20 protein-coding genes and 1 tRNA gene are annotated in these 20,016 nt (G+C 65.6%); 7 read left to right on the top strand and 14 right to left on the bottom strand.

Annotation, left to right across the window (positions count from 1 at the left end):
* Positions 1-22 precede the first annotated feature (22 nt).
* The 3 genes from DFK10_RS07240 to DFK10_RS07230 all read left to right on the top strand — a co-directional run bounded on the left by DFK10_RS07240 (position 23) and on the right by DFK10_RS07230 (position 4,492).
* A complete protein-coding gene (locus tag DFK10_RS07240) occupies positions 23-1,033 on the top strand; it encodes a ligase-associated DNA damage response exonuclease (protein ID WP_109388122.1) in 1,011 nt (336 codons plus the stop codon).
* The gene (locus DFK10_RS07235; protein ID WP_109388120.1) at positions 1,030-2,616 is read left to right on the top strand and encodes an ATP-dependent DNA ligase; all 1,587 of its coding nucleotides are present in this window, start codon (positions 1,030-1,032) and stop codon (positions 2,614-2,616) included. Before DFK10_RS07240 ends, DFK10_RS07235 begins: the two co-directional genes overlap by 4 nt.
* 61 nt (positions 2,617-2,677) lie before the next feature.
* A complete protein-coding gene (locus DFK10_RS07230; RefSeq protein WP_109388118.1) occupies positions 2,678-4,492 on the top strand; it encodes a M3 family oligoendopeptidase in 1,815 nt (604 codons plus the stop codon).
* A 138-nt stretch (positions 4,493-4,630) separates the two neighbouring features.
* On the opposite strand, the gene DFK10_RS07225 is transcribed toward DFK10_RS07230, so the two are convergent.
* The 8 genes from DFK10_RS07225 to DFK10_RS07190 all read right to left on the bottom strand — a co-directional run bounded on the left by DFK10_RS07225 (position 4,631) and on the right by DFK10_RS07190 (position 10,017).
* The gene (locus tag DFK10_RS07225) at positions 4,631-4,900 is read right to left on the bottom strand and encodes a DksA/TraR family C4-type zinc finger protein (RefSeq protein WP_109388116.1); all 270 of its coding nucleotides are present in this window, start codon (positions 4,898-4,900) and stop codon (positions 4,631-4,633) included.
* Complete coding sequence (locus DFK10_RS07220; protein ID WP_109388114.1) at positions 4,900-5,730, bottom strand: TolB family protein; 831 nt, start codon at positions 5,728-5,730, stop codon at positions 4,900-4,902. Before DFK10_RS07220 ends, DFK10_RS07225 begins: the two co-directional genes overlap by 1 nt.
* Positions 5,727-6,182, bottom strand: coding sequence for a VOC family protein (locus DFK10_RS07215; protein ID WP_109388112.1), 456 nt, complete (start codon positions 6,180-6,182; stop codon positions 5,727-5,729). The genes DFK10_RS07220 and DFK10_RS07215 overlap by 4 nt, the downstream gene beginning before the upstream one ends.
* Positions 6,182-6,496 carry a DUF4389 domain-containing protein gene (locus tag DFK10_RS07210; protein WP_109388110.1) on the bottom strand — a complete coding sequence of 105 codons (315 nt, stop codon included), beginning with the start codon at positions 6,494-6,496 and terminating at the stop codon, positions 6,182-6,184. Before DFK10_RS07210 ends, DFK10_RS07215 begins: the two co-directional genes overlap by 1 nt.
* A 24-nt stretch (positions 6,497-6,520) precedes the next feature.
* On the bottom strand, positions 6,521-7,495 hold the full coding sequence (locus tag DFK10_RS07205; protein ID WP_109388108.1) for a Gfo/Idh/MocA family protein: 975 nt from the start codon (positions 7,493-7,495) through the stop codon (positions 6,521-6,523).
* A 226-nt stretch (positions 7,496-7,721) separates the two neighbouring features.
* Positions 7,722-8,618 carry an RNA polymerase sigma factor RpoH gene (gene rpoH, locus DFK10_RS07200; protein ID WP_109388431.1) on the bottom strand — a complete coding sequence of 299 codons (897 nt, stop codon included), beginning with the start codon at positions 8,616-8,618 and terminating at the stop codon, positions 7,722-7,724.
* Between the two features lie 218 nt (positions 8,619-8,836).
* Positions 8,837-9,868, bottom strand: a complete 1,032-nt coding sequence (locus DFK10_RS07195; RefSeq protein ID WP_109388106.1) for an RluA family pseudouridine synthase — start codon at positions 9,866-9,868, stop codon at positions 8,837-8,839.
* 72 nt (positions 9,869-9,940) lie between these two features.
* Positions 9,941-10,017: transfer RNA gene (locus tag DFK10_RS07190), tRNA-His, on the bottom strand.
* Between the two features lie 139 nt (positions 10,018-10,156).
* On the opposite strand from DFK10_RS07190, the gene DFK10_RS07185 reads away from it, so the two are divergent.
* Positions 10,157-10,345 carry a DUF6324 family protein gene (locus tag DFK10_RS07185; RefSeq protein ID WP_109388104.1) on the top strand — a complete coding sequence of 63 codons (189 nt, stop codon included), beginning with the start codon at positions 10,157-10,159 and terminating at the stop codon, positions 10,343-10,345.
* A gap of 9 nt (positions 10,346-10,354) precedes the next feature.
* Here the strand turns inward: DFK10_RS07185 and DFK10_RS07180 are convergent, their stop codons facing one another.
* A complete protein-coding gene (locus tag DFK10_RS07180) occupies positions 10,355-10,957 on the bottom strand; it encodes a riboflavin synthase (RefSeq protein ID WP_109388102.1) in 603 nt (200 codons plus the stop codon).
* A 124-nt stretch (positions 10,958-11,081) separates the two neighbouring features.
* Here DFK10_RS07180 and DFK10_RS07175 point away from each other — a divergent pair, with 124 nt between their 5' ends.
* From DFK10_RS07175 to DFK10_RS07165, 3 genes are all read left to right on the top strand, one after another.
* A complete protein-coding gene (locus tag DFK10_RS07175; protein WP_109388100.1) occupies positions 11,082-12,389 on the top strand; it encodes a capsule biosynthesis protein in 1,308 nt (435 codons plus the stop codon).
* A 203-nt stretch (positions 12,390-12,592) separates the two neighbouring features.
* The gene (locus DFK10_RS07170; protein ID WP_109388098.1) at positions 12,593-13,729 is read left to right on the top strand and encodes a polysaccharide biosynthesis/export family protein; all 1,137 of its coding nucleotides are present in this window, start codon (positions 12,593-12,595) and stop codon (positions 13,727-13,729) included.
* A gap of 1 nt (position 13,730) precedes the next feature.
* Entirely contained in the window at positions 13,731-15,758 is a 2,028-nt protein-coding gene (locus DFK10_RS07165) for a capsular polysaccharide biosynthesis protein (RefSeq protein WP_109388096.1), read from the top strand.
* On the opposite strand, the gene ribD is transcribed toward DFK10_RS07165, so the two are convergent.
* The 5 genes from ribD to DFK10_RS07140 all read right to left on the bottom strand — a co-directional run bounded on the left by ribD (position 15,737) and on the right by DFK10_RS07140 (position 19,919).
* Complete coding sequence (ribD, locus tag DFK10_RS07160; protein ID WP_109388429.1) at positions 15,737-16,819, bottom strand: bifunctional diaminohydroxyphosphoribosylaminopyrimidine deaminase/5-amino-6-(5-phosphoribosylamino)uracil reductase RibD; 1,083 nt, start codon at positions 16,817-16,819, stop codon at positions 15,737-15,739. The genes DFK10_RS07165 and ribD overlap by 22 nt on opposite strands.
* A 23-nt stretch (positions 16,820-16,842) precedes the next feature.
* Positions 16,843-17,322 carry a transcriptional regulator NrdR gene (gene nrdR, locus DFK10_RS07155; protein ID WP_109388094.1) on the bottom strand — a complete coding sequence of 160 codons (480 nt, stop codon included), beginning with the start codon at positions 17,320-17,322 and terminating at the stop codon, positions 16,843-16,845.
* Positions 17,323-17,458: 136 nt separating this feature from the next.
* Positions 17,459-17,947, bottom strand: a complete 489-nt coding sequence (locus tag DFK10_RS07150) for a hypothetical protein (RefSeq protein WP_217810095.1) — start codon at positions 17,945-17,947, stop codon at positions 17,459-17,461.
* A gap of 20 nt (positions 17,948-17,967) precedes the next feature.
* The gene (locus tag DFK10_RS07145; RefSeq protein ID WP_109388090.1) at positions 17,968-19,512 is read right to left on the bottom strand and encodes a zinc-binding metallopeptidase family protein; all 1,545 of its coding nucleotides are present in this window, start codon (positions 19,510-19,512) and stop codon (positions 17,968-17,970) included.
* Positions 19,509-19,919: a secondary thiamine-phosphate synthase enzyme YjbQ gene (locus DFK10_RS07140; RefSeq protein ID WP_109388088.1), complete on the bottom strand. Its 411-nt coding sequence runs from the start codon at positions 19,917-19,919 to the stop codon at positions 19,509-19,511. Before DFK10_RS07140 ends, DFK10_RS07145 begins: the two co-directional genes overlap by 4 nt.
* Between the last annotated feature and the right edge of the window lie 97 nt (positions 19,920-20,016).

Here is a 20,016-nt window from a genome sequence, read left to right as displayed (position 1 = left end):
CTCGCTGCGCTAGACTAGGGACATGAGCGGGGTTCTGACCTTTACCGAGGCGGGCATCTACTGTCCGGCGGGCGATTTCTGGATCGACCCATGGCGGCCGGTGCCGCGCGCCCTGATCACCCACGGCCATGCCGACCACGCCCGCGCGGGAATGGGGCGCTACATGGCGACCGAGGCCGCCGCCCCGGTGATCCGGCACCGTTTGGGCGGCAGTATTGCCTTGCAGACCACCACTTACGGCGCACAGACCCGCATCGGCGATGCGACCGTCTCTTTTCACCCGGCCGGTCATGTCCCCGGCTCGGCACAGATCCGGGTCGAGACGGGCGGCGAGGTCTGGGTCGTGTCAGGCGACTACAAGACCGTGGATGACGGATTGTCGGAACCGTTCGAACCCGTCGCCTGCCACAGCTTCATAACCGAATGCACCTTCGGCCTGCCGGTCTTCAACTGGACGCCGCAGGAGGTGCTGGCCGACCAGATCAACAGCTGGTGGCGCGACAATGCGGCAGCGGGGCGGTTTTCGCTTCTGGGGGCCTATTCCCTGGGTAAGGCGCAACGTCTGCTGCGGCTTGTCGACCCGGAGATCGCCCCGATCCTGACCCATGGCGCGATCGAGAATACAAACGCGGTGCTGCGCAGCCAGGGGATTGCCCTGCCCCATACCGAATTGGTCACCCCGGAAATCGACCTGACATCCCGGACCGGTGCGTTGGTCCTTGCCCCGCCCTCGGCGCTTGGCTCGGCCTGGGCGCGTCGGTTCAAACCCCAGTCCAGCGGGTTTGCCAGCGGCTGGATGGCCCTGCGCGGAGTGCGGCGCAGGCGGGCGGCGGACAGGGGGTTCATCGTGTCGGACCACGCCGACTGGACCGGCCTGAACGACGCGATCCGCGCCACCGGGGCGGACCGGGTCTTCGTCACCCACGGCTATACCGGTCCTTTCCGCCGCTGGCTGGCCGATCAGGGCTATGACGCGCATGTTGTCAGCACCGAGTATGATGGCGAAAGTCTGGACGGCGGAGAGGACGAATGAAGGGTTTCGCCCGGCTCTTCACCACGCTCGACCAGACCACCCGCACCACGGTCAAGGTGGCCGCCATGGCCGAGTTTTTCCAGACGGCGCAGGATGCGGACAAGCTGTGGTGCGTGGCGCTGTTTTCCGGCCGCCGCCCGCGGCGTGTCATCACCACCACGCGGCTGCGCGAGTGGGCCGCCGAACGGGCCGGCGTCCCGCTCTGGCTGTTCGAGGAAAGCTATCCGGTGGTGGGCGACCTGGCCGAGACCATCGCCCTTGTCCTGCCCCCTCCCACCACGGAAACCGGCAAGCCCCTGTCCCACTGGATCGGCGAGTTGCAGCGCCTGTCCAAGCTGGACGAGGACGCCCGGAAGGCCGGCATCCTCGCCGCCTGGGACAGCCTGGACCGGACCGAACGCTTCCTTTTCACCAAGCTGCTGACCGGCGGTTTCCGTATCGGCGTCAGCCAGAAACTGATGACCCGCGCCCTGGCGCAGGCCACCGGGCAGGACGACGCGGCGCTGACCCACAAGTTGATGGGGTCGTGGACGCCGGAAACCACCAGCTGGTCCTCCCTGATAGAGGCGCATGACCCCCGCGCCGATCTCAGCCGCCCCTACCCGTTCTACCTGGCATACCAGCTTGAGGACCGCGATGCGCTCGGCCCGCCCTCCGACTGGTTCATCGACCGCAAATGGGACGGCATCCGCGCGCAACTGGTGCTGCGCGGCGGTGAACACCACCTGTGGTCACGGGGCGAGGAGTTGATGACCGACCGTCTCCCGGAACTGGGCCGGCTGGTCGATTTCCTGCCCCCCGGCACGGTGATCGACGGCGAGCTTCTGGCCTGGCGCGACGGCCCACTGCCCTTCAACGCCCTGCAGAAACGGATCGGGCGCAAAAGCGTGCCCAAGAAACTGCTGGCCGAGGTGCCGGTTGTCTTGATGGCCTATGATCTGCTGGAGCAGGACGGCCGGGACATCCGCGAGAAGCCCTTGACCGACCGCCGCGCGCAGCTCGAAACGCTGGTGGCGGACTTGCCGCCCGAGGTGCCTCTGCGCCTGTCGCCCGAGGTCACCGGCGACAGCTGGAACGCACTGGCCCGCATCCGGGCCGCCTCGCGCGATCACAATGCCGAAGGGCTGATGCTGAAACGGCGCAGCTCGCCCTACCTGGCGGGCCGCAAGAAGGGCGATTGGTGGAAATGGAAGGTCGACCCGCTGACCGTGGACGCGGTGATGATCTATGCCCAGGCCGGCCACGGCCGGCGGGCGAACCTGTTCACCGATTTCACCTTCGCCGTGCGCGACGGCGACGGGTTCACCCCCTTCACCAAGGCCTATTCCGGCCTGACCGATGCCGAGTTCCGCGAGATCACGAGGTGGGTCCGCAAGAACACGCTGCAACGGTTCGGCCCCGTCCGGCAGGTGCCGCCCGAACTGGTTTTCGAGATCGCCTTCGAGGGCATCCAGGAAAGCCCGCGCCACAAGTCGGGCATCGCGCTGCGCTTTCCCCGCATGGCCCGCTGGCGCCATGACAAACCGCTGGCCGAGATCAACACGCTGTCCGACCTGCACGAGATGCTGGCGCAGTACGGCTAGCACTGGTCAAGCGGCCATCGCGCCCATAAGTAGGACAAAACGTCAAAGAAATGAGGCCCACATGACCAAGCAGCCGGTATTCGACGCGAACGCGAACGGGGGGCGGCCCCTGGGAGACCTGCCCGAATGGGACCTGGGCGACCTCTACACCGCCGAGGACGCGCCGGAACTCAAGCGCGACCTGGATTGGCTGGAAGAGGCTTGCCAGAGCTTCGCCACCGATTACGAGGGCAAGCTGGACACGCTGGACGCTACCGGGTTGCTGGAGGCCGTGCAGCGCTACGAACGGATCGACATCGTCGCCGGGCGGATCATGTCCTTTGCCGGGTTGCGGTACTACCAGCAGACCACGGATGCCGGCCGCGCAAAATTCCTGTCCGATTGCCAGGACAAGATCACCGCATACACCACGCCGCTCGTCTTCTGGAGCCTGGAATTCAACCGCCTCGACGAGGCCGCGTTGCAGGACCTGCTGGCCGCGGATCCCGAGCTCGCCCGCTACAAGCCGGTCTTCGACCGCATCCGCAAGATGAAGCCCTACCAGCTGTCCGATGAACTGGAGAAATTCCTGCACGACCAATCCGTTGTCGGTGCCTCGGCCTGGAACAAGCTGTTCGACGAAACCATCGCGGGACTGGAATTCGAGATCGACGGCGAGCCGCAGGGCATCGAGGCGACGCTGAACCTTCTGTCGGAACAGGATCGCACCACCCGCGAAAAGGGCGCACGCGAACTGGCCCGCGTCTTCGGTGAAAACGTCACCCTCTTCGCCCGGGTCCACAACACGCTGGCCAAGGAAAAGGAAATCGAGGACCGCTGGCGCGGCATGCCCAGCCCGCAGACCGGCCGCCATCTGGCCAATGACGTGGAACCCGAGGTGGTCGAGGCCCTGCGCAACGCTGTCGTCGCGGCCTATCCGCGCCTCAGCCACCGCTATTATGCGCTCAAGGCGAAATGGCTCGGCCTCGACAAGATGCAGGTCTGGGACCGCAATGCCCCCCTGCCCATGGAAAGCGACCGCATCGTCGACTGGGATGAGGCCCGCGACACCGTCATGACCGCTTATGCCGGCTTCGATCCCCGGATGGCCGACCTCGCACAGCCGTTTTTCGACAAGGGTTGGATCGACGCGCCGGTCAAGGCGGGCAAGGCGCCGGGTGCCTTCGCACACCCGACCGTCACCACCGTGCACCCCTACGTGATGCTCAACTACCTGGGCAAACCGCGCGATGTCATGACGCTGGCGCACGAGCTGGGTCACGGCGTGCACCAGGTCCTGGCCGCCGAACAGGGGGAGCTTTTGTCCTCTACCCCGCTGACGCTGGCCGAAACGGCATCCGTCTTCGGCGAAATGCTGACCTTCCGCAAGCTGCTGGCCGAGGCGCCGAGCGACGCCGAGCGCAAGGTGCTGCTGGCCGGCAAGGTCGAGGACATGATCAACACGGTCGTCCGCCAGATCGCCTTCTACGATTTCGAGTGCAAGCTGCACGACGCCCGCCGGGGCGGCGAGCTGACGCCCGACGACATCAACACGCTGTGGATGTCCGTGCAGGGCGAAAGCCTCGGCCCGGTTTTCGAATTCATGGACGGCTACGAGACCTTCTGGGCCTATATCCCGCATTTCGTCCACTCGCCCTTCTACGTCTATGCCTATGCCTTTGGCGACGGGCTGGTGAACGCGCTCTATGCCGCCTACGAGGCCGCGCCAGAGGGCTTTCAGGACAAGTATTTCGACATGCTCAAGGCGGGCGGGTCCAAGCACCATTCCGAGCTTCTGGCACCCTTTGGCCTGGATGCCTCCGACCCGGCCTTCTGGGACAAGGGCCTGGCCATGATCGAGGGTATGATCGACGAGCTGGAAGCGATGGAAGACTAGTCCGGCGGCGCGGCCATCCGCGCCCCGCCTTTCCCGCACGGTCAGGCAGCCTCGTCAATGTCACCGAACCGGCCCTTTCTTTGGACCGGAAAATATCCCGGGGTGAATTGGCCGGCAGGCCAAGAGGGGCAGCGCCCCTCACTTCAACTGACTGTCCTTCGACCCGCGCCGATTGATCGCGGCGCGCGGGGCATTTCGGCCATCGCGTTCGGACGCGCAGTCGATGCAGAGTTTCACGCCCGGAATGGCAAGGCGGCGCTTCTGGGGGATTTCCTCGTCGCATTCGGCGCAATGGGTGAAACTCTCTCCGGACGGCCCCTGCCGGGCGCGCAGACGCTCAAGCTCCTCGGCGATCGAGGCTTCGATCTGTTCGTTTTCCGCACCATCGCGGGACCAGCCTCCGGCCATCACGCACCCTCATCCTCGTAGCTGACAAAGGCAAAGCGCCGGCCCTCAGGCGCCCAGCTTGGCACATTGATCGTGCCCTGCCCGCCATGCAGCGCCAGCAAAGTCTTCGGTGCGCCACCATCTGCGGGCAAGAGGCGCAGTTCCACGTCCAAGCCGCCCGGATGCCCCTGCGTGCCCGGCGGATAGGCCAGATAGACCACGCAGTCGCCATTGGGCGAGGGATGCGGAAACCAGTTCACGGCCTCATCCGCAGTCATGCGCTCCAGCCCGGACCCGTCGCGCTGCATCCGCCACAGGTCGACCGCCCCGCCACGTTCGCCGTTGAACCAGATCCACTGACCATCGGGTGTGTAATCCGGCCCGTCGCAATGGTCGAAATCCTCTGTCAGCCGGGTTTCCTCGCCGCCCTCGACCGGCACGGTGAAAACCTGGAACCCTGCCCCGCGATTGCCGACAAAGGCCAGTTCGCGGCCATCGGGACTGACCCCGTGCCAATAGGAGGGCGTGTTCGGCGTAATCCGCAGCGGCCGCCCGCCCTGGGCGGAGAGGGTATAGACGGCGCTGTCGCCATCCTCGCTGCTGTCGGAAATGATCAGTGTCGCGCCACTGGGGGAAATCCCGTGGTCGTTGTTGCAATGCACCGCAAAGCCCGTGTCGATGCGTTGCAACCCGGGCGCTTCCAGCGGCACGCGGTAGAGCAGCCCGCCACCATTCACGATCAACGTGCTGCCGGACGGATCCCAGTTCGGGGCCTCGATATGGCCGTCATGGACCATGAGCGTTTCCGCCCCGCCCCGGTCAAGATCGAAGATGCGCAGGTGGGATTTCATGTGCCTTCGTAGGCGGCTTTCAACGCCGCGATGTCGATCTTTCGCATCTGCATCATGGCTTCCGTCGCACGGGCGCGGCCCTGTTCATCCGGCCCGCCCACATACATCGGCAAGGCTTTCGGCACGACCTGCCAGCTGACGCCGAACCGGTCGACACACCAGGCGCACATGCTTTCCTCGCCACCTTCTGTCAGAGCGTCCCAGAGGCGGTCGGTTTCCGCCTGATCCTCGGTGAAGACCTGGATCGAGGCGGCGGGGGTCAGTTTGTAACGCGGCCCGCCATTGAGAAAGCTGAACCGCGCACCGCCGATGCTAAGCGTCACGATCAGCGCCTTGCCGCCCGGGCCGGGGGTGATCGCGCCCAGTTCGGAACCGGGGATCAGGTCGACATAGAACCGCGCCGCTTCTTCGGCGTCGCCATCGAACCACAGGCAGGTATTGACCGCCCCCATCAATCCAGCTCGGTCCAGGGCCAGGGTTTCTCTTCCGAGGCAAAGGTCTGGTAGCGCGCGGCCTTGGCCACCCACATCCCCAGGGTCGTACCGAACTCGGCCACCCGTTCATTGGGCACCTTGTTGTTGACCAGCGCCAGGATGAACTGAACCAGCGCGAGGATGCCGATGATCGTGCCCACGAAGGACAGCAGGATGCCGATGATGATCATGTAGATCAGCCGCAGGAACAGGTTCTCCTCGACAGGCCCGGAGGGCTCGCGCCGGGCGGTGTTCTCGGGCATCACGTCGTCGAATTCATTGGGGTCGGCCATGGCGATTCCTCCTGTTGGGGCAGTCTAGCCGCGCCCGCCCTTTTCGAAAACAGCGTCGATCATCGCCTGCGTTCCCCTGGCGTCCTCCAGCGACCACGGGTAATCGGCCCCCACGCGGATCGCCTTGCCGAAATTCTCGACCTGGGTCTTGTAGTGCCAGTCCGATGGGAAACGTTCCATGCGTTCGCCCTGGTTGGACCGCACCTCCAGCTTGGCCTCACCGAAGACGATGGGGTTGAACGGCGCGGTCAGCCGCAACCAGCCCGCATCGCCCATGAACAGCATCTCCTGGAAGGGATGCAGGCGCATGGAATTGACGAAATGCGCGGTGAAGCCGTCGAACCGGGCCGCGACGCGTGCGATCACGTCGACGCCGTTCTCGAAGGTCAGGTCGGCATGGGTGATCTCCTGCGGCTCCTGCCCGGTGACCCAGCGGGTGCTGCCATAGGTATAGACGCCGATATCGGGAATGCCGCCGCCGCCCTTGGCCGGGTCGTTGCGGACATTCGCGGTGTCCTCGGCGTTGTTGTAGGTGAAGACGCCCTCCACATGGGTCAGGGTGCCCAGCTCGCCCGATTGCACGATCTCGCGGGCGCGTTGCCATTGCGGGTGGTGGACGATCATGTAGGCCTCGGTCGCCAGCAGGCCTGTCTTGTCGCGCAGGGCGATTAGCGCGTCGATCTCGTCTGCCCGCATGGCGATGGGCTTTTCCGTCAGCACATGCTTGCCCGCTTCCAGCGCCTTCCTCGTCCACTCCACGTGCAGGTGGTTGGGCAGCGGCACGTAGACCGCGTCGATCTCGGGATCCGCAAGCAGCGCGTCATAGCTGTCATGGACCCTCAGGCGTGGCTGCATGGCACGGAACGGCGCGGCCTTGGCCGGGCTGGACGTCGCCAGAGCGGCCAATTCGGCATTGTCTGCCATATGGATCGCAGGGCCCATATGCTCGCTTGCGAAATTGGATGCCCCGAGGATGCCCCAACGGATCGGTTCAGTCATGTCGGTCCTCCCTTTCCTGTTGATGTTAGCGATCACGCACAGCGCGGGAAAGGGGCATGAGCGCCCCTGTTGCGCAGGAACTGCGAGGTTCGTCTTGAAGGATGAGAAATCATTGGGCCGGCAACATCGTCACCCAAAGCCAGGGCTGCGGCGCCAGGCCAGGGCCGACCAAAAGAGCAGCGCCGCCCAACTGGACGGCGCTGCGCAAGAGTATTTGGACACAGCCTCAAGCCGCAGGCAGCATGCCCCGCTCTTTCGCCAGTTGCTGCATCTTCTTCTGCAGCTTCTCGAAGGCGCGGACCTCGATCTGGCGGATGCGTTCGCGCGACACGTCGTATTTGCCGCTCAGATCCTCCAGCGTCACGGTCTCCTCAGCCAGTCGGCGCTGCATCAGGATGTCCTTTTCACGCTCGTTGAGCACATCCATCGCCTCGGCCAGCAATTCCCGGCGCGCGTCCAGCTCGTCTTTTTCCGCGTATTCCTCGGCCTGGTTGGCGTTTTCGTCCTCCAGCCAGTCCTGCCATTGCATGGTGCCTTCGCCCTCCTGGCCGACCGTCGCGTTGAGCGACGCGTCGGAACCCGAAAGGCGCTGGTTCATGCTGATGACTTCTTCTTCGGTCACGCCAAGATCATGGGCGATCCGCTCGACATTTTCCGGGCGCATATCGCCCTCTTCCAGCGCACCGATGCGGGCCTTGGCCTTGCGCAGGTTGAAGAACAGTTTCTTCTGGGCGCTGGTCGTGCCCAGTTTCACCAGCGACCAGGACCGCAGGATGTATTCCTGGATCGAGGCGCGGATCCACCACATGGCATAAGTGGCCAGGCGGAAGCCCTTTTCGGGGTCAAAGCGTTTGACGGCCTGCATCAGGCCCACATTGGCCTCGGAAATCACCTCGGCCTGAGGCAGCCCGTAGCCGCGATAGCCCATGGCGATCTTGGCGGCCAGGCGCAGGTGGCTGGTCACCATCTTGTGGGCGGCCTCGGTATCCTCGTGATCGACCCAGCGCTTGGCCAGCATGTATTCCTCTTCCGGCTCCAGCAGGGGAAATTTGCGGATTTCCTGCATGTAGCGGTTCAGCCCCTGTTCCGGCGATGGCGCCGGCAACTTGGCATAGCTGCTCAGGTTCGATGTTGTTTCTTGCGTGCTCATGTATCGTCCCCTCCCAATGTTTATGGGGTTAACATGAATATGGTCGCTCTGACGGCCTATTCAAGAGTGTAGGACGCAGTTTTACACCCCAAACGCGACCGACGCATCCCGAATCCGCAATTCTTACCCTGCGCTCACGCACATGAGATCACGCATTTGGGATATTCTCGCAAAAAATCGCTTATGGGCGTTCAGGCCGCACCGCGCAACGCAGCCATTAGACCCGCCATATCTTGCGGTAGCGGTGCCTCGAACTGCATCATCTTGCCTGTCACCGGGTGTTCAAAACCGAGCGTGGCGGCATGCAGAGCTTGACGCGGAAATGCGCGCACCGCCTCGACCCCGGTTGCGCCCACTCCGGCCGCCGAGACCTTGCGCCGCCCGCCATAGACGGGATCACCGATCAACCCGTGTCCAACATGCGCCAAATGCACCCGGATCTGATGCGTGCGGCCGGTTTCCAGCCAGCAATCAATCAACGCCGCAACCGGCGGTGTGCCCAGCGGCTCGACGATCCGAACCCGCGTCACCGCATGCCGTCCGCCCGACCGCACAACCGCCTGTTTCTGGCGATCGTGCTTGTGGCGGGCCAGCTCGGTCTGGATGCGCAGGACATTGCCGGTCTCGAAGCTCGTTCCCCGAATCCCGCGCAGGCGCGGGTCATTGGCATCGGGCACGCCATAACAGATCGCACGGTAATGGCGGTCCACGCTATGGGCCTCGAACTGGGCGGCCAGCCCGTGATGGGCACGGTCCGTCTTGGCCGCGACGAGTAACCCGCTGGTCTCCTTGTCGATGCGATGGACGATCCCCGGACGTTTTTCTCCGCCCACCCCGGACAGGCTGTCGCCGCAATGGTGGATCAGCGCGTTGACCAGCGTGCCCCGCGGCGTGCCCGGCGCCGGATGCACGACCATGTCGGCCGGCTTGTTCACCACGATCAGGTCATCATCCTCGAAGACCACGTCGAGAGGTATGGGCTCGCCGGCGATATGGCTTTCCCCGGGCGCTGCCACGGTCAGGACGATCCGGTCGCCCGCCGCCACCTTACCCTTGGGGCTGGTCGCCACGTGTCCGTTCACGGCGACGGCGCCGGTCTCCAGCAGCTTGGTCAGGCGCGAGCGGCTGAGATTGGCGCTGTCCGGCACGTCACGCGCAAGTGCCTTGTCCAGCCGCGCAGGCGGATCTGGCTGAATTTCAAAGCTGATGCGCATTTCCGTCATGGTCTTCCTCGCGGCGGCCCGGATGCATAGCCAAAAGGGTGGCGCTTGTCATCAATCCGTCGGGGAAGGTGATGGTACCGCCTCCCCGGCTCGAACGGGGGACCTCTTGATCCACAATCAAGCGCTCTAACCTACTGAGCTAAGGCGGCACTGGCGGGGGGATTAGCCCCGCCAAGACACAATTGCAAGGGGGATTCGCGCGCCGATCCCGCGCCGCGCGGCAGGCCCGGTCTTGCCAAGCGCCGGACGCGGCGATAGATGCCCGTCAGTCATGGAAGGGGCCGCATCATGGGCATAAATACCGAACGCGACATCGAGGCGAACCTGCAAATCGGGCCGACCGACGCGGGCATGGTGCGGCTGTTCATCGAAGCCGACGGCGCAGAGATTCCTATGGATTTCTCGCCGGAAGAGGCCGAGGAAATCGCCGAGGAAATCCTGGCCGCTGCCAAGGGCGCACGCGCGCTGGCGAAGTAAGGCCGCGCCTCAGCCGCAGTCCCGCAACCGCGCGACATAGCGGGCCATGGTATCGACCTCGAGGTTCACCGCATCGCCTACGGCGACATCGCCCCAGGTGGTCATTTCCTTGGTATGCGGGATGAAGTTGATTCCGAAATCCGCGCCATCGACCTCGTTCACCGTCAGCGATGTGCCATTCAGAGCCACCGATCCCTTGGGGGCGATGAACCGGGCCAGGTCGCCGGGCGCGCGCAGGGTGACGCGGGTGCTGTCGCCCTCGTCCACCATCTTCACGATCTCGGCCACGCCGTCCACGTGGCCCGACACGATATGCCCACCCAGTTCGTCACCCACCTTGAGCGCGCGTTCCAGGTTCAGCCGTTTGCCGGGGGCCCAGCCGGAGCGGCCGATATTCGTGGCCCCCACGGTTTCGGCGGAAATATCCACATCGAACCAGCCGCGCGGCTCGGTTCCCTTGGCCACCACCGTCAGGCAGACCCCGTCACAGGCGATCGAGGCGCCGATGTCGATCCCCGTGATGTCATAGCCGGTGCCGATCCGCGCGCGCAGGTCGCCGCGCTGGTCGACCTCCAGAACCTCGCCGATATCCGTGATGATGCCCGTGAACATGGCTGCATTCCCTTCCTGATGCTCCTTGGCTAAACTCATATAAGGCGGGGGGCAAGGCCGCGCGCCCGGCATGATTGGGCCATATTCCGGCCCCAGGCATCGGTTAACCGACGGATAGTGAAAGATGAGTAGGCCAAACCGCATCGTGACCGACCCGAGCCAGAAGACCTTTCTGTTCCTGCAGGGACCGCACGGGCCCTATTTCCACCGCCTCGGGCGGATGTTGACCCGTGCCGGGGCGCAGGTCTGGCGGGTCGGGTTCAACGCCGGCGACCGGGCGTTCTGGTTCACCCTGAAAAGCTACATTCCCTACCGCGACCCGGTCGAAGACTGGCCCGATCGGTTTCGCGCCATCGTCACGGAAAAGGGCGTGACCGATATCGTGCTCTATGGCGATACCCGCCCGGTTCACGCGCAGGCGGTGGCGGCGGCCCGCGCCCTCGGCCTGACCATCCATGTCTTCGAAGAAGGCTATATGCGCCCGTATTGGGTGACCTATGAACGGAACGGCTCGAACGGGCATTCGCGGCTGATGCAGCTGGGCATCGAGGATATGCGAACCGCACTGGCCCAAAGCGTGCTGGACGTGCCCGAGGCCCCGGCCCAATGGGGGGACATGCGCCACCACGTCTTCTACGGCGCGCTCTATCATTGGTTCGTGCTGTTCCGGAACGGGGATTACCGCAATTTCCGCCCGCATCGCGAGTTGCCGCTGCTAACCGAGACCCTGCTCTACACGCGGCGCCTGCTGCTGATGCCCGCCTTCGCGCTGGGCCGTATCCTGGCCACGCTGCGGATCAAGCATGGCGGTTACCCCTATCACCTTGCTCTGCTGCAACTGGAGCACGATTCCAGTTTCCAGCAGCATTCGCCGTTCTCCAAGATGTCGGAGTTCCTGGAGGTGGTGATCGAGGGCTTTGCCAAGGGGGCACCGCGCCATCACCACCTGGTTTTCAAGGCGCACCCCCTTGAAAACGGGCAAAGCCCGCTCAAACGCATCATCCGCGAGCTGGGCCGCGCCCACGGCGTCGCAGGCCGGGTGCACTACGTGCGGGGCGGCAAGCTGGCGCAACTGCTCGATCATGCCCGCACCGCGGTCACGGTCAATTCCACCGCCGCTCAGCAGGTGCTGCACCGGGGTATCCCGCTCAAGGTCTTCGGCGAGGCGGTCTATGCCAAGCCCGGGCTTGTCTCCGATCTGCCGGTCGAGACCTTTTTCGCCCAGCCCGGTCGCCCCGACCTGGCCGCCTACAAGGATTTTCGCCGCTTCCTTCTGGAGACCAGCCAGGTGCCGGGCGGGTTCTACTCGGCCCGCGGGCGGCGGCAATTGCTGCGCCAGGTGGTCGACATGATGCTGGATTCCGACGATCCCTACGATGCGCTCAAATCGGGCATGGCCCCTCCGCGCCAGCAATTGCGCGTCGTCAACTGACCCGGCCGCGGCTTCCGCTCGTCTTCGGGGCGTCGACCGCATGTTGAGTCGCCCCGCCCCGTCGCCACAAGACCTTGCGCGGCCCGTGCAGGACCGCAACACCCGCCGGGGCCTCCGCCTTTTTTGTGGATTTTGCGCCCGGATTCCCGTAACTTCCACGCAAAACTTGAGGCAGATAATAACAGGTCGAGGAGACCGAAGCAGTGAAACCCCTTAGCTTGCGCCTGGCGAAAGGCGTGGCCCTTCTTGCCGCGCTTGTCCTGGTCTCGTCCTGCGGCCTGCCGCGGTCGGGCCCCAACAAAAGCGAAATCTTCGCCGGATCGGTGATGCGCGAGGGCGATGCCTTCGTCCTTCTGGTCGATGACCGAGTGAACCGCATTGCCAGTGTCACACCGGCCCTCGGTTTTGCCGAAAGTTTCGTCAATGCCGGGCAGTTGGGCAGCGACACGATCAGCCCCGGCGACACGCTGAGCCTGACGATCTGGGAAAACGTCGAGGACGGGTTGCTCGTGGCCGAAGGCCAGAACGCCACCGTTCTCGAAGAGGTCCAGGTCGACGGCGCGGGCTTCATTTTCGTTCCCTACGCGGGGCGTATCCGTGCCGCTGGCAACACACCCGAGGCGATCCGCCGGATCATCGTCGAGAAACTGAACGAACAGACGCCCGACCCGCAGGTCCAGGTGCGCCGATTGGCCGGCAACGGCGCGACCGTCTCGATCACCGGCGCCGTGGGCGCGCAGGGTGTCTACCCGATCGAACGCCCCACCCGCACCCTGGCCGCCATGCTGGCCGCGGCCGGGGGTGTGACCGTGCCGCCCGAGATCGCCCAGGTCACCGTGATCCGCGGCGACCACTCCGGTCAGATCTGGTTCGACGATCTCTATGCCCATCCGGGCCATGACATCGCGCTGCGGTCCAACGACCGCATCTTCGTCGAACAGGATCGCCGGTCTTTTACCGCGCTCGGGGCCACCGGCACCCAGAACCGCGTGCCCTTCGAAAGCCAGACCATCAGCGCCATCGAGGCCATCGCGCAGGTCGGCGGCCTGAACCAGGCATTGGCCGATCCCACAGGCGTCTTCGTTTTCCGCAACGAACCCGAGGCCATCGCCCAGCAATTGGTCGGGCGCACAGACCTTCAAGGCGCGCAGCGCGTTGTCTACGTGCTCGACCTGACGGGCCCCAACGGCATGTTCATGGCCCGCGATTTCGCCATTCGTGACGAGGACACTGTCTACGTCACCGAGGCGCCGTTCAGCCAGTTCAACAAGACCATCGCGGCCATCACCGGCACGCTGGGTCAGACCACGGCCGCGGCGGACACGCTGGCAGGCAACTGACGTGGTCGGACAGGACGATAACGCCGCGGGGGAAACCTCGCGGCGTCTTTACGTCTATAACTGCGGGTTCCTGACACAACCGCGCATCCGGCGCATCCTGACCCTTTCGGGCTATGATATCCGGCTGGGCAAGCCCGGTCCGGACGACCTGGTCGGCGTCTGGGGCCAATCCCCCACAAGCTGGCGCGGCGAGGCCGTTGCGGATCGCATGGCCGCACCGGTTTTGCGGGTCGAGGACGCCTTTCTGCGCTCGGTCCTTCCGGGCCGTGCAGGCGAGCCGCCGCTGGGCCTTCTGCTGGACAGGCGCGGCGTGCATTTCGACCCTGCGACCCGCTCGGACCTGGAGGTGCTGCTGGCCGAACACCCGCTCGACGACACAGCCCTGCTGGACCGTGCGCGCGCCGGTATCGCCGCGCTCGCGCGCACGCATCTGTCGAAATACAACAGCTTCGACCCGGCCGCCCCCTGCCCCGAGCCGGGCTATGTTCTGGTCATCGACCAGACCGAGGGCGATGCCAGTGTCAGCGCCTCGCGCGCGGATCGAAACACCTTCCTTGAGATGCTTTTCTGCGCGCGAGAGGACCACCCCGGCGCCCGCATCCTGATCAAGACCCACCCCGAGACACTCGCGGGCCACAGGGGCGGCCATTTCCGCGACGGCGACCTGTCCGAGGGCGTGGAGTTCCTTTCAGATCCGGTCTCGCCGCATGACCTGCTGGAAGGCGCCATCGCGGTCTATACCGTGTCCTCGCAAATGGGGTTCGAGGCCATCCTGGCCGGTCACAACCCCGTCGTGTTCGGCCAACCCTTCTACATGGGCTGGGGCCTGACCCAGGATCGCATGCCGCTCGATCGTCGCCAGCGGGACCTGACCCGCGCGCAGATGTTCGCCGCGGCAATGATCCTTTACCCGCACTGGTATGACCCCTATCGCGACCGGCTTTGTTCCTTCGAAGACGCCACGCAGGCGCTGGCCGCGCAGGCCCGCGCCTGGCGCGAGGACCACGCAGGCTGGGTCGCCAGCGGCATGCACTTGTGGAAACGCGCACCTCTTCAAAAGGTCTTCGGCCAGCATCGCAAGGTCGTGTTCGAGGACCGCGCTGATCGCGCCGCCCTGCGCGCACGGCGGGACGGGCGGCGGCAGATGGTCTGGGCCTCGAAGGCCGAAGGGCATGACGCCGCCTTTCGCGTCGAGGACGGGTTCCTGCGGTCGCGCGGGCTGGGCGCCGACCTGGTGCCGCCGCTGTCGCTGGTGCTGGATGACCTCGGGATCTACTATGACCCGCGCACGGAAAGCCGGCTGGAACGCCTGATCGAAGCCAGCCCGCACCTGCCCGAGGACGAAACCGCCCGGGCCGACCGGCTGATCGCCCGGCTGACCCGATCGCGGCTGTCGAAATACAACATCGAAGGTGCGGGCTTGCCACCGGGCCTGCCTGCCGGACGGCGCATCCTCGTGCCCGGCCAGGTCGAGGACGACGCCTCGATCCTCACGGGCACAGAGGACATCCGCACGAACCGTGCCCTGCTAGAGGCCGCCCGCACGGCCAACCCGGCCGCGGTGATCCTCTACAAGCCCCACCCGGATGTCGAAGCGGGCCTGCGCGATGGCGCGGTCGCGGACGCGCAGCTCTTCGCCGATGCCGTGCTGGACCGCACCGATGCAATGGCCACACTGGACACGGTGGACGAGGTCTGGACCATGACATCCCTTATGGGTTTCGAGGCGCTCTTGCGGGGCAAATCCGTGACGTGCCTTGGCACACCCTTCTATTCCGGCTGGGGTCTGACCGATGACCGGGCCATGCCCTGCCCGCGCCGCACCGCGCGCCCGACTTTGGCACAGCTGGCCCATGCGGCCCTGATCGGCTATCCGCGCTATTTCGACCCGGTAACGGGCCTGGCCTGCCCGGTCGAGGTGGTTGTGGATCGCCTGTCAGAGGGCGCGGTGCCCCGGCCCTCGCGCCTGAACCGATTGCTGGCCAAGGCGCAGGGGCTTGCCGCCGGTCAGTCCTGGCTGTGGCGCTGAACCCGCCAGCGGTGCATCAGGTCCGGTCCGATGGCGCGGCTTTCCACCAGGTCGAAACGCGGCGCCTCGGCCAACGCCTCCAGCCCCATGGCGCCAAGCCCCGGTGTGCCCTCAGCCCCCAGCATGACCCCCGCGGTAAAGCCCAGGACCTCGTCCACCAGTCCCGCTGACAGAAGCGAGGCCGCCAACGCGCCGCCGCCCTCGCAGAAGACCGAGGTCAAGCCAGCTGCGCCCAGCTGGGCCAGCATATCGGCGGGATCGATCTGGCGATGTTCCACGCCGCATTCAAAGAGACGTGCCCCCCGCTCTTCCCAGATCGTGCGACGATCACGCGTCGCATCCCCGCCATGGCACAGCCAGACCAGCGCCTGGTCCATGGTAGCGGCAAGGCGCCCGTCGGGCAGGTCGAGCCGCCGCGAGGCAACCACGCGCACGGGCTGCGGCATCGGCCCCAAGCCGCGAACGGTCAACGCCGGGTCATCGGCCCGCATCGTACCTGCCCCGACCAGCACCGCGTCATGGCGCGCCCGCATGGCATGAACCGTCCGACGCGCCAATGGCCCGGTGATCCAGCGACTCTCGCCCGTGGCGGTCGCGATGCGGCCATCGAAGGAACTGGCCAGTTTCAACGTCACGAAGGGCCGGCCCGCGCGTCGGTTGAGCAGATAACCGGCCAGGTCGCGCTCGGCCGCGTCACGCAAAACGCCTTCTGTCACCTCGATCCCGGCCGCACGAAGCCGATCGAGCCCGGCGCCTGCAACGCGGGGGTCGGGATCCCCTGCTGCCACCACGACGCGCCCGACACCGGCCGCAATCAGCGCCTCCGCGCAGGGCGGGGTCTTGCCGTGATGAGAACAGGGTTCGAGCGTGACATAGGCGGTCGCGCCGCGCCCCGCCGCGCCGGCCATGGCGAGCGCCTGGGTTTCCGCATGGGGGCGCCCCCCATCCGCGGTGCGGGCGCGGCCCACGACCCGCCTGCCCTGCACGATCACGCACCCCACGGACGGGTTCGGCCAGACACGTCCCAGGCCCCGCCGCCCAAGCGACAGGGCCTGTTTCATGAACCGCACATCAAGGCTGTCGGTCACTCCGCCTCGTCTTCGGCCGCCTTGGCCTGGGGCCGCAGCTCGCTGACGAACTTGTCGAAGTCATCCGCGGCCTGGAAGTTCTTGTAAACGCTGGCAAACCGCACATAGGCGACGGTGTCGATCCGGGCCAGCGCCTCCATCACGATCTCGCCGATCTGCTTGGAGGGTATGTCGGTCTCGCCCATGCTTTCCAGCCGCCGCACGATGCCGGAAATCATCTGGTCGACCCGCTCGGGTTCGACCGGGCGCTTCTGCATCGAAATCCGCACCGAGCGTTCCAGCTTGTCGCGGTCGAAATCCTCGCGGCGTCCGTTTGACTTCACCACCACAAGGTCGCGCAGTTGCACGCGTTCATAGGTGGTGAACCGGCCACCACAAGCCGGGCAGAACCGCCGCCGCCTGATGGCGACATGATCCTCGGCCGGGCGGGAATCCTTCACTTGGGTATCGACGTTTCCGCAAAACGGGCAGCGCATTGTCCTGTCCTCTTGTCTCTGCCTCATGGGGTCTTTTGCCCCACTTATCCACAGCCACTATAGGACGACCCCGAGGTTTTGGGTAGTGGTCATTTGACGCCGCTAGATGCGGGGTCCATTGCGTGGCGCGCGGGACTCACTCGGTCGCCGGGACCCAGCGCTGCACCTGCCGGTCAAAGGTCAGGCCCATTAGGCGCTTGGCATCGCCGATCGCTTCACTCCAGGGGAAATCGACCGTGCCCTCGGCGCAGTGGAACGCGGCAAGCGGGGTCTCGTCAGCGCCCAGCAGGACGGACACGCCGCCGAACCGGGTCGGGATGATCTCCCCGGTGGTGGCATCGTGTTCTCGCTCGATCCCACCGAAGACGACATAGCGGTAATCGCCGCTGCGAAAGGTCAGTTCTTCGTAGATCGTGCGGCCGATCCCGGGCCAAGGCGTGTAGTCGATGGCGGTAACCGGTGCGCTGAGCGTGAGTTCCGGAGCGCCGGGCGGACCGAAGCGATAGGTCAGGTTTTGGCTGGCAAGACAGACCTCCAGCCGTCTTTCCGACCCTTCGATCCGGCAGGCCAGGAAGGTATCCGCCCCGTCAGCGCATTGGGCGAAGGCCGGGGATGTGAAAGCCAAGAGGGCAAAAACCGCCCGCATCATGCCCCCCATGTCGGAATATGCCAATCGCGCCCCCGCGGGGTTTCGACGTATTCCGGCCATTTGAAATCAACCGGCGGGGCGTAATCGGCCAGAGGCGGGATCGGCGCCGCATCCCGACGGCGGGTGAATTCATCCCATGCGGCCTGACGCGCCGTGTCGTCCTGCAGCACGCGCAGGGCGGACAGGGCCAGCACCCTGGCCGCGGTCTGCACGGTCGGGTCGATGGTTTTTGGCATGCCGCCGAGCGCGTTCATCGCCCAGGGCGGATATGGCCCGCCGTTCAGCGCCGGACGGGCGATGTAGAAGCGTGCCGTTGGGGCGTGCCAGGACATGTCGGTATAATCGTCGGATGTGCTGTTCATCTGCGACGGCGGCAAGTCACGGCGCAAGATCGCCTCGGCCTCGGCGGGGTCCATCAGCGCCTCGCAGGCGGGCAGGATCGGATCGCCCTCATCCTTCACTCCGCAATTGCGCCGCACCTCGGCCATCAGCGACTTGGCCGCGTCATCCCAAACCGGCGGGCCGACCTGTTGCAGGGCGTCCCATACCACATCCGCCATCGCGTGATTGCTCAGGCCCGGGCGCGATTTGCTGACCCAGTGCCGTTCCACCCGGCATCCGGTCATCGCGGCGCAATGTTCGGCGATCTCGTCCAGCCGGGCTGTGACGGTCTCGGCCATCTCGACCGTGGGCACACGGACCAGATACTGCAGCTCGGCCAGCCCGGCGGGCAGGTTGTCCGCGGTGGCCTGCCCGGTCGAGAGGATCGCCTCTGAGATCGACCAGCCCCCCTGGTGGCTCAGCATCGCGTCGCGCAGCATCCGGCCCTGGGAATACATCATCACCAGCGCGTCATTGGCACCGGGCGCGCGCACGTCCGAATGGCTCTGCGGGATGGGGGCACCATCGGTCGCCCCCCACCGGTGCGGGGCGTCGCAGATGAAGCGGTAGATCATCGAATAGGCCGCGCCGCACTGGGTATCGCGGCGCACCGTGTTGCACAGCGGCAGCATGTAGAACGGGTGATAGGACAGCATGGCTGCAAGCCCGTCATAATAGCCCTTGGCGGCGTGGATGGGCTTGGACCCGCGCACCTTTTCCGCCGGTTCTCCGGTAAAGCGCAAACCGCCCCTGATCCCATGCGCCTGCATCGCCGCCTTGGTGGCCAAAAGCCCGCCCAGACTGCCGATGCCCAGAGCCGAATGCGGGTCGGTATGCCCCGCCGCATGGGGCGACAGCCCCTCGCGCGGGGCTTCATGCGGCGCGGCGGCCTGGCAGTTTCCCGGCACCGCGTCGTATTCGGCATACATCCCGATCACCGGCCCGTCGCCGTTGGACCACTGGGCGCAGAAGGCGGTTGGCATCCCGCCGGAGCCTTCTTCGACGTCAAAGCCCTCGGCACGCAAACGGGCCACATACCAGTCGGCGGACCGATACTCGCGCCAGGCCGGTTCGGCGAAATCGAAGATCGTCGCGCAATCCCTTGAAAGCACGGCCTTGTTCGCCTGCACCCAGGCGCGGGCTGTGTCTGCCGCGCTCATGCGGGAACCAGCATGGCAACGACCTGCCGCCGATGCGGGCGCCGGCGATATTCGAACAGGTAGATCCCCTGCCAGGTTCCCAGCGCCATCCTGCCCCCAGTCACCGGAATCTGCAGGCTGACCGGCAGCATCGCCGCCTTGATATGGGCGGGCATGTCGTCGGGGCCCTCATAGGTGTGCGTCAGATAGGCCATGTCCGGATGATCGGAGGGCGGTACCAGCCTGTCAAAGAAATTGCGCAGGTCCGTTTGCACCTCGGGGTCGGCGTTTTCCTGGATCAGCGGCGAACAAGAGGTGTGCCGGACGAACAGCGTCAACAGCCCGTCCCCCTGCACCCAGTCGCTGACCTGCGGCGTGAACGCATACAGCCCCGGTCCGGTCGTCGAAATCTCGAATGTCTTGTGCATGGGGAACCATGGCCCCGGCGGCGGTCCGCTTGCAAGCCTGCCGCGGACGTGATTTTCAACCCGGGCAGGCACGACAACGCACGAGGCGCAGAGAGGG

The organism is Salibaculum griseiflavum (assembly GCF_003129565.1).
In the GTDB taxonomy this organism is placed as follows: domain Bacteria; phylum Pseudomonadota; class Alphaproteobacteria; order Rhodobacterales; family Rhodobacteraceae; genus Salibaculum; species Salibaculum griseiflavum.
Note: the sequence above shows the minus strand (reverse complement) of the source record. Positions and strands in the feature narration are given on the sequence as shown.

Excerpts from the sequence above, each read along its gene's own strand:
- DFK10_RS07240 (WP_109388122.1), top strand. The coding sequence starts at position 23 with ATGAGCGGGGTTCTGACCTTTACCGAGGCGGGCATCTACTGTCCGGCG.
- DFK10_RS07235 (WP_109388120.1), top strand. The coding sequence starts at position 1,030 with ATGAAGGGTTTCGCCCGGCTCTTCACCACGCTCGACCAGACCACCCGC.
- DFK10_RS07230 (WP_109388118.1), top strand. The coding sequence starts at position 2,678 with ATGACCAAGCAGCCGGTATTCGACGCGAACGCGAACGGGGGGCGGCCC.
- DFK10_RS07225 (WP_109388116.1), bottom strand. The coding sequence starts at position 4,900 with ATGGCCGGAGGCTGGTCCCGCGATGGTGCGGAAAACGAACAGATCGAA.
- DFK10_RS07220 (WP_109388114.1), bottom strand. The coding sequence starts at position 5,730 with ATGAAATCCCACCTGCGCATCTTCGATCTTGACCGGGGCGGGGCGGAA.
- DFK10_RS07215 (WP_109388112.1), bottom strand. The coding sequence starts at position 6,182 with ATGGGGGCGGTCAATACCTGCCTGTGGTTCGATGGCGACGCCGAAGAA.
- DFK10_RS07210 (WP_109388110.1), bottom strand. The coding sequence starts at position 6,496 with ATGGCCGACCCCAATGAATTCGACGACGTGATGCCCGAGAACACCGCC.
- DFK10_RS07205 (WP_109388108.1), bottom strand. The coding sequence starts at position 7,495 with ATGACTGAACCGATCCGTTGGGGCATCCTCGGGGCATCCAATTTCGCA.
- DFK10_RS07195 (WP_109388106.1), bottom strand. The coding sequence starts at position 9,868 with ATGACGGAAATGCGCATCAGCTTTGAAATTCAGCCAGATCCGCCTGCG.
- DFK10_RS07185 (WP_109388104.1), top strand. The coding sequence starts at position 10,157 with ATGGGCATAAATACCGAACGCGACATCGAGGCGAACCTGCAAATCGGG.
- DFK10_RS07180 (WP_109388102.1), bottom strand. The coding sequence starts at position 10,957 with ATGTTCACGGGCATCATCACGGATATCGGCGAGGTTCTGGAGGTCGAC.
- DFK10_RS07175 (WP_109388100.1), top strand. The coding sequence starts at position 11,082 with ATGAGTAGGCCAAACCGCATCGTGACCGACCCGAGCCAGAAGACCTTT.
- ribD (WP_109388429.1), bottom strand. The coding sequence starts at position 16,819 with ATGAAACAGGCCCTGTCGCTTGGGCGGCGGGGCCTGGGACGTGTCTGG.
- nrdR (WP_109388094.1), bottom strand. The coding sequence starts at position 17,322 with ATGCGCTGCCCGTTTTGCGGAAACGTCGATACCCAAGTGAAGGATTCC.
- DFK10_RS07145 (WP_109388090.1), bottom strand. The coding sequence starts at position 19,512 with ATGAGCGCGGCAGACACAGCCCGCGCCTGGGTGCAGGCGAACAAGGCC.
- DFK10_RS07140 (WP_109388088.1), bottom strand. The coding sequence starts at position 19,919 with ATGCACAAGACATTCGAGATTTCGACGACCGGACCGGGGCTGTATGCG.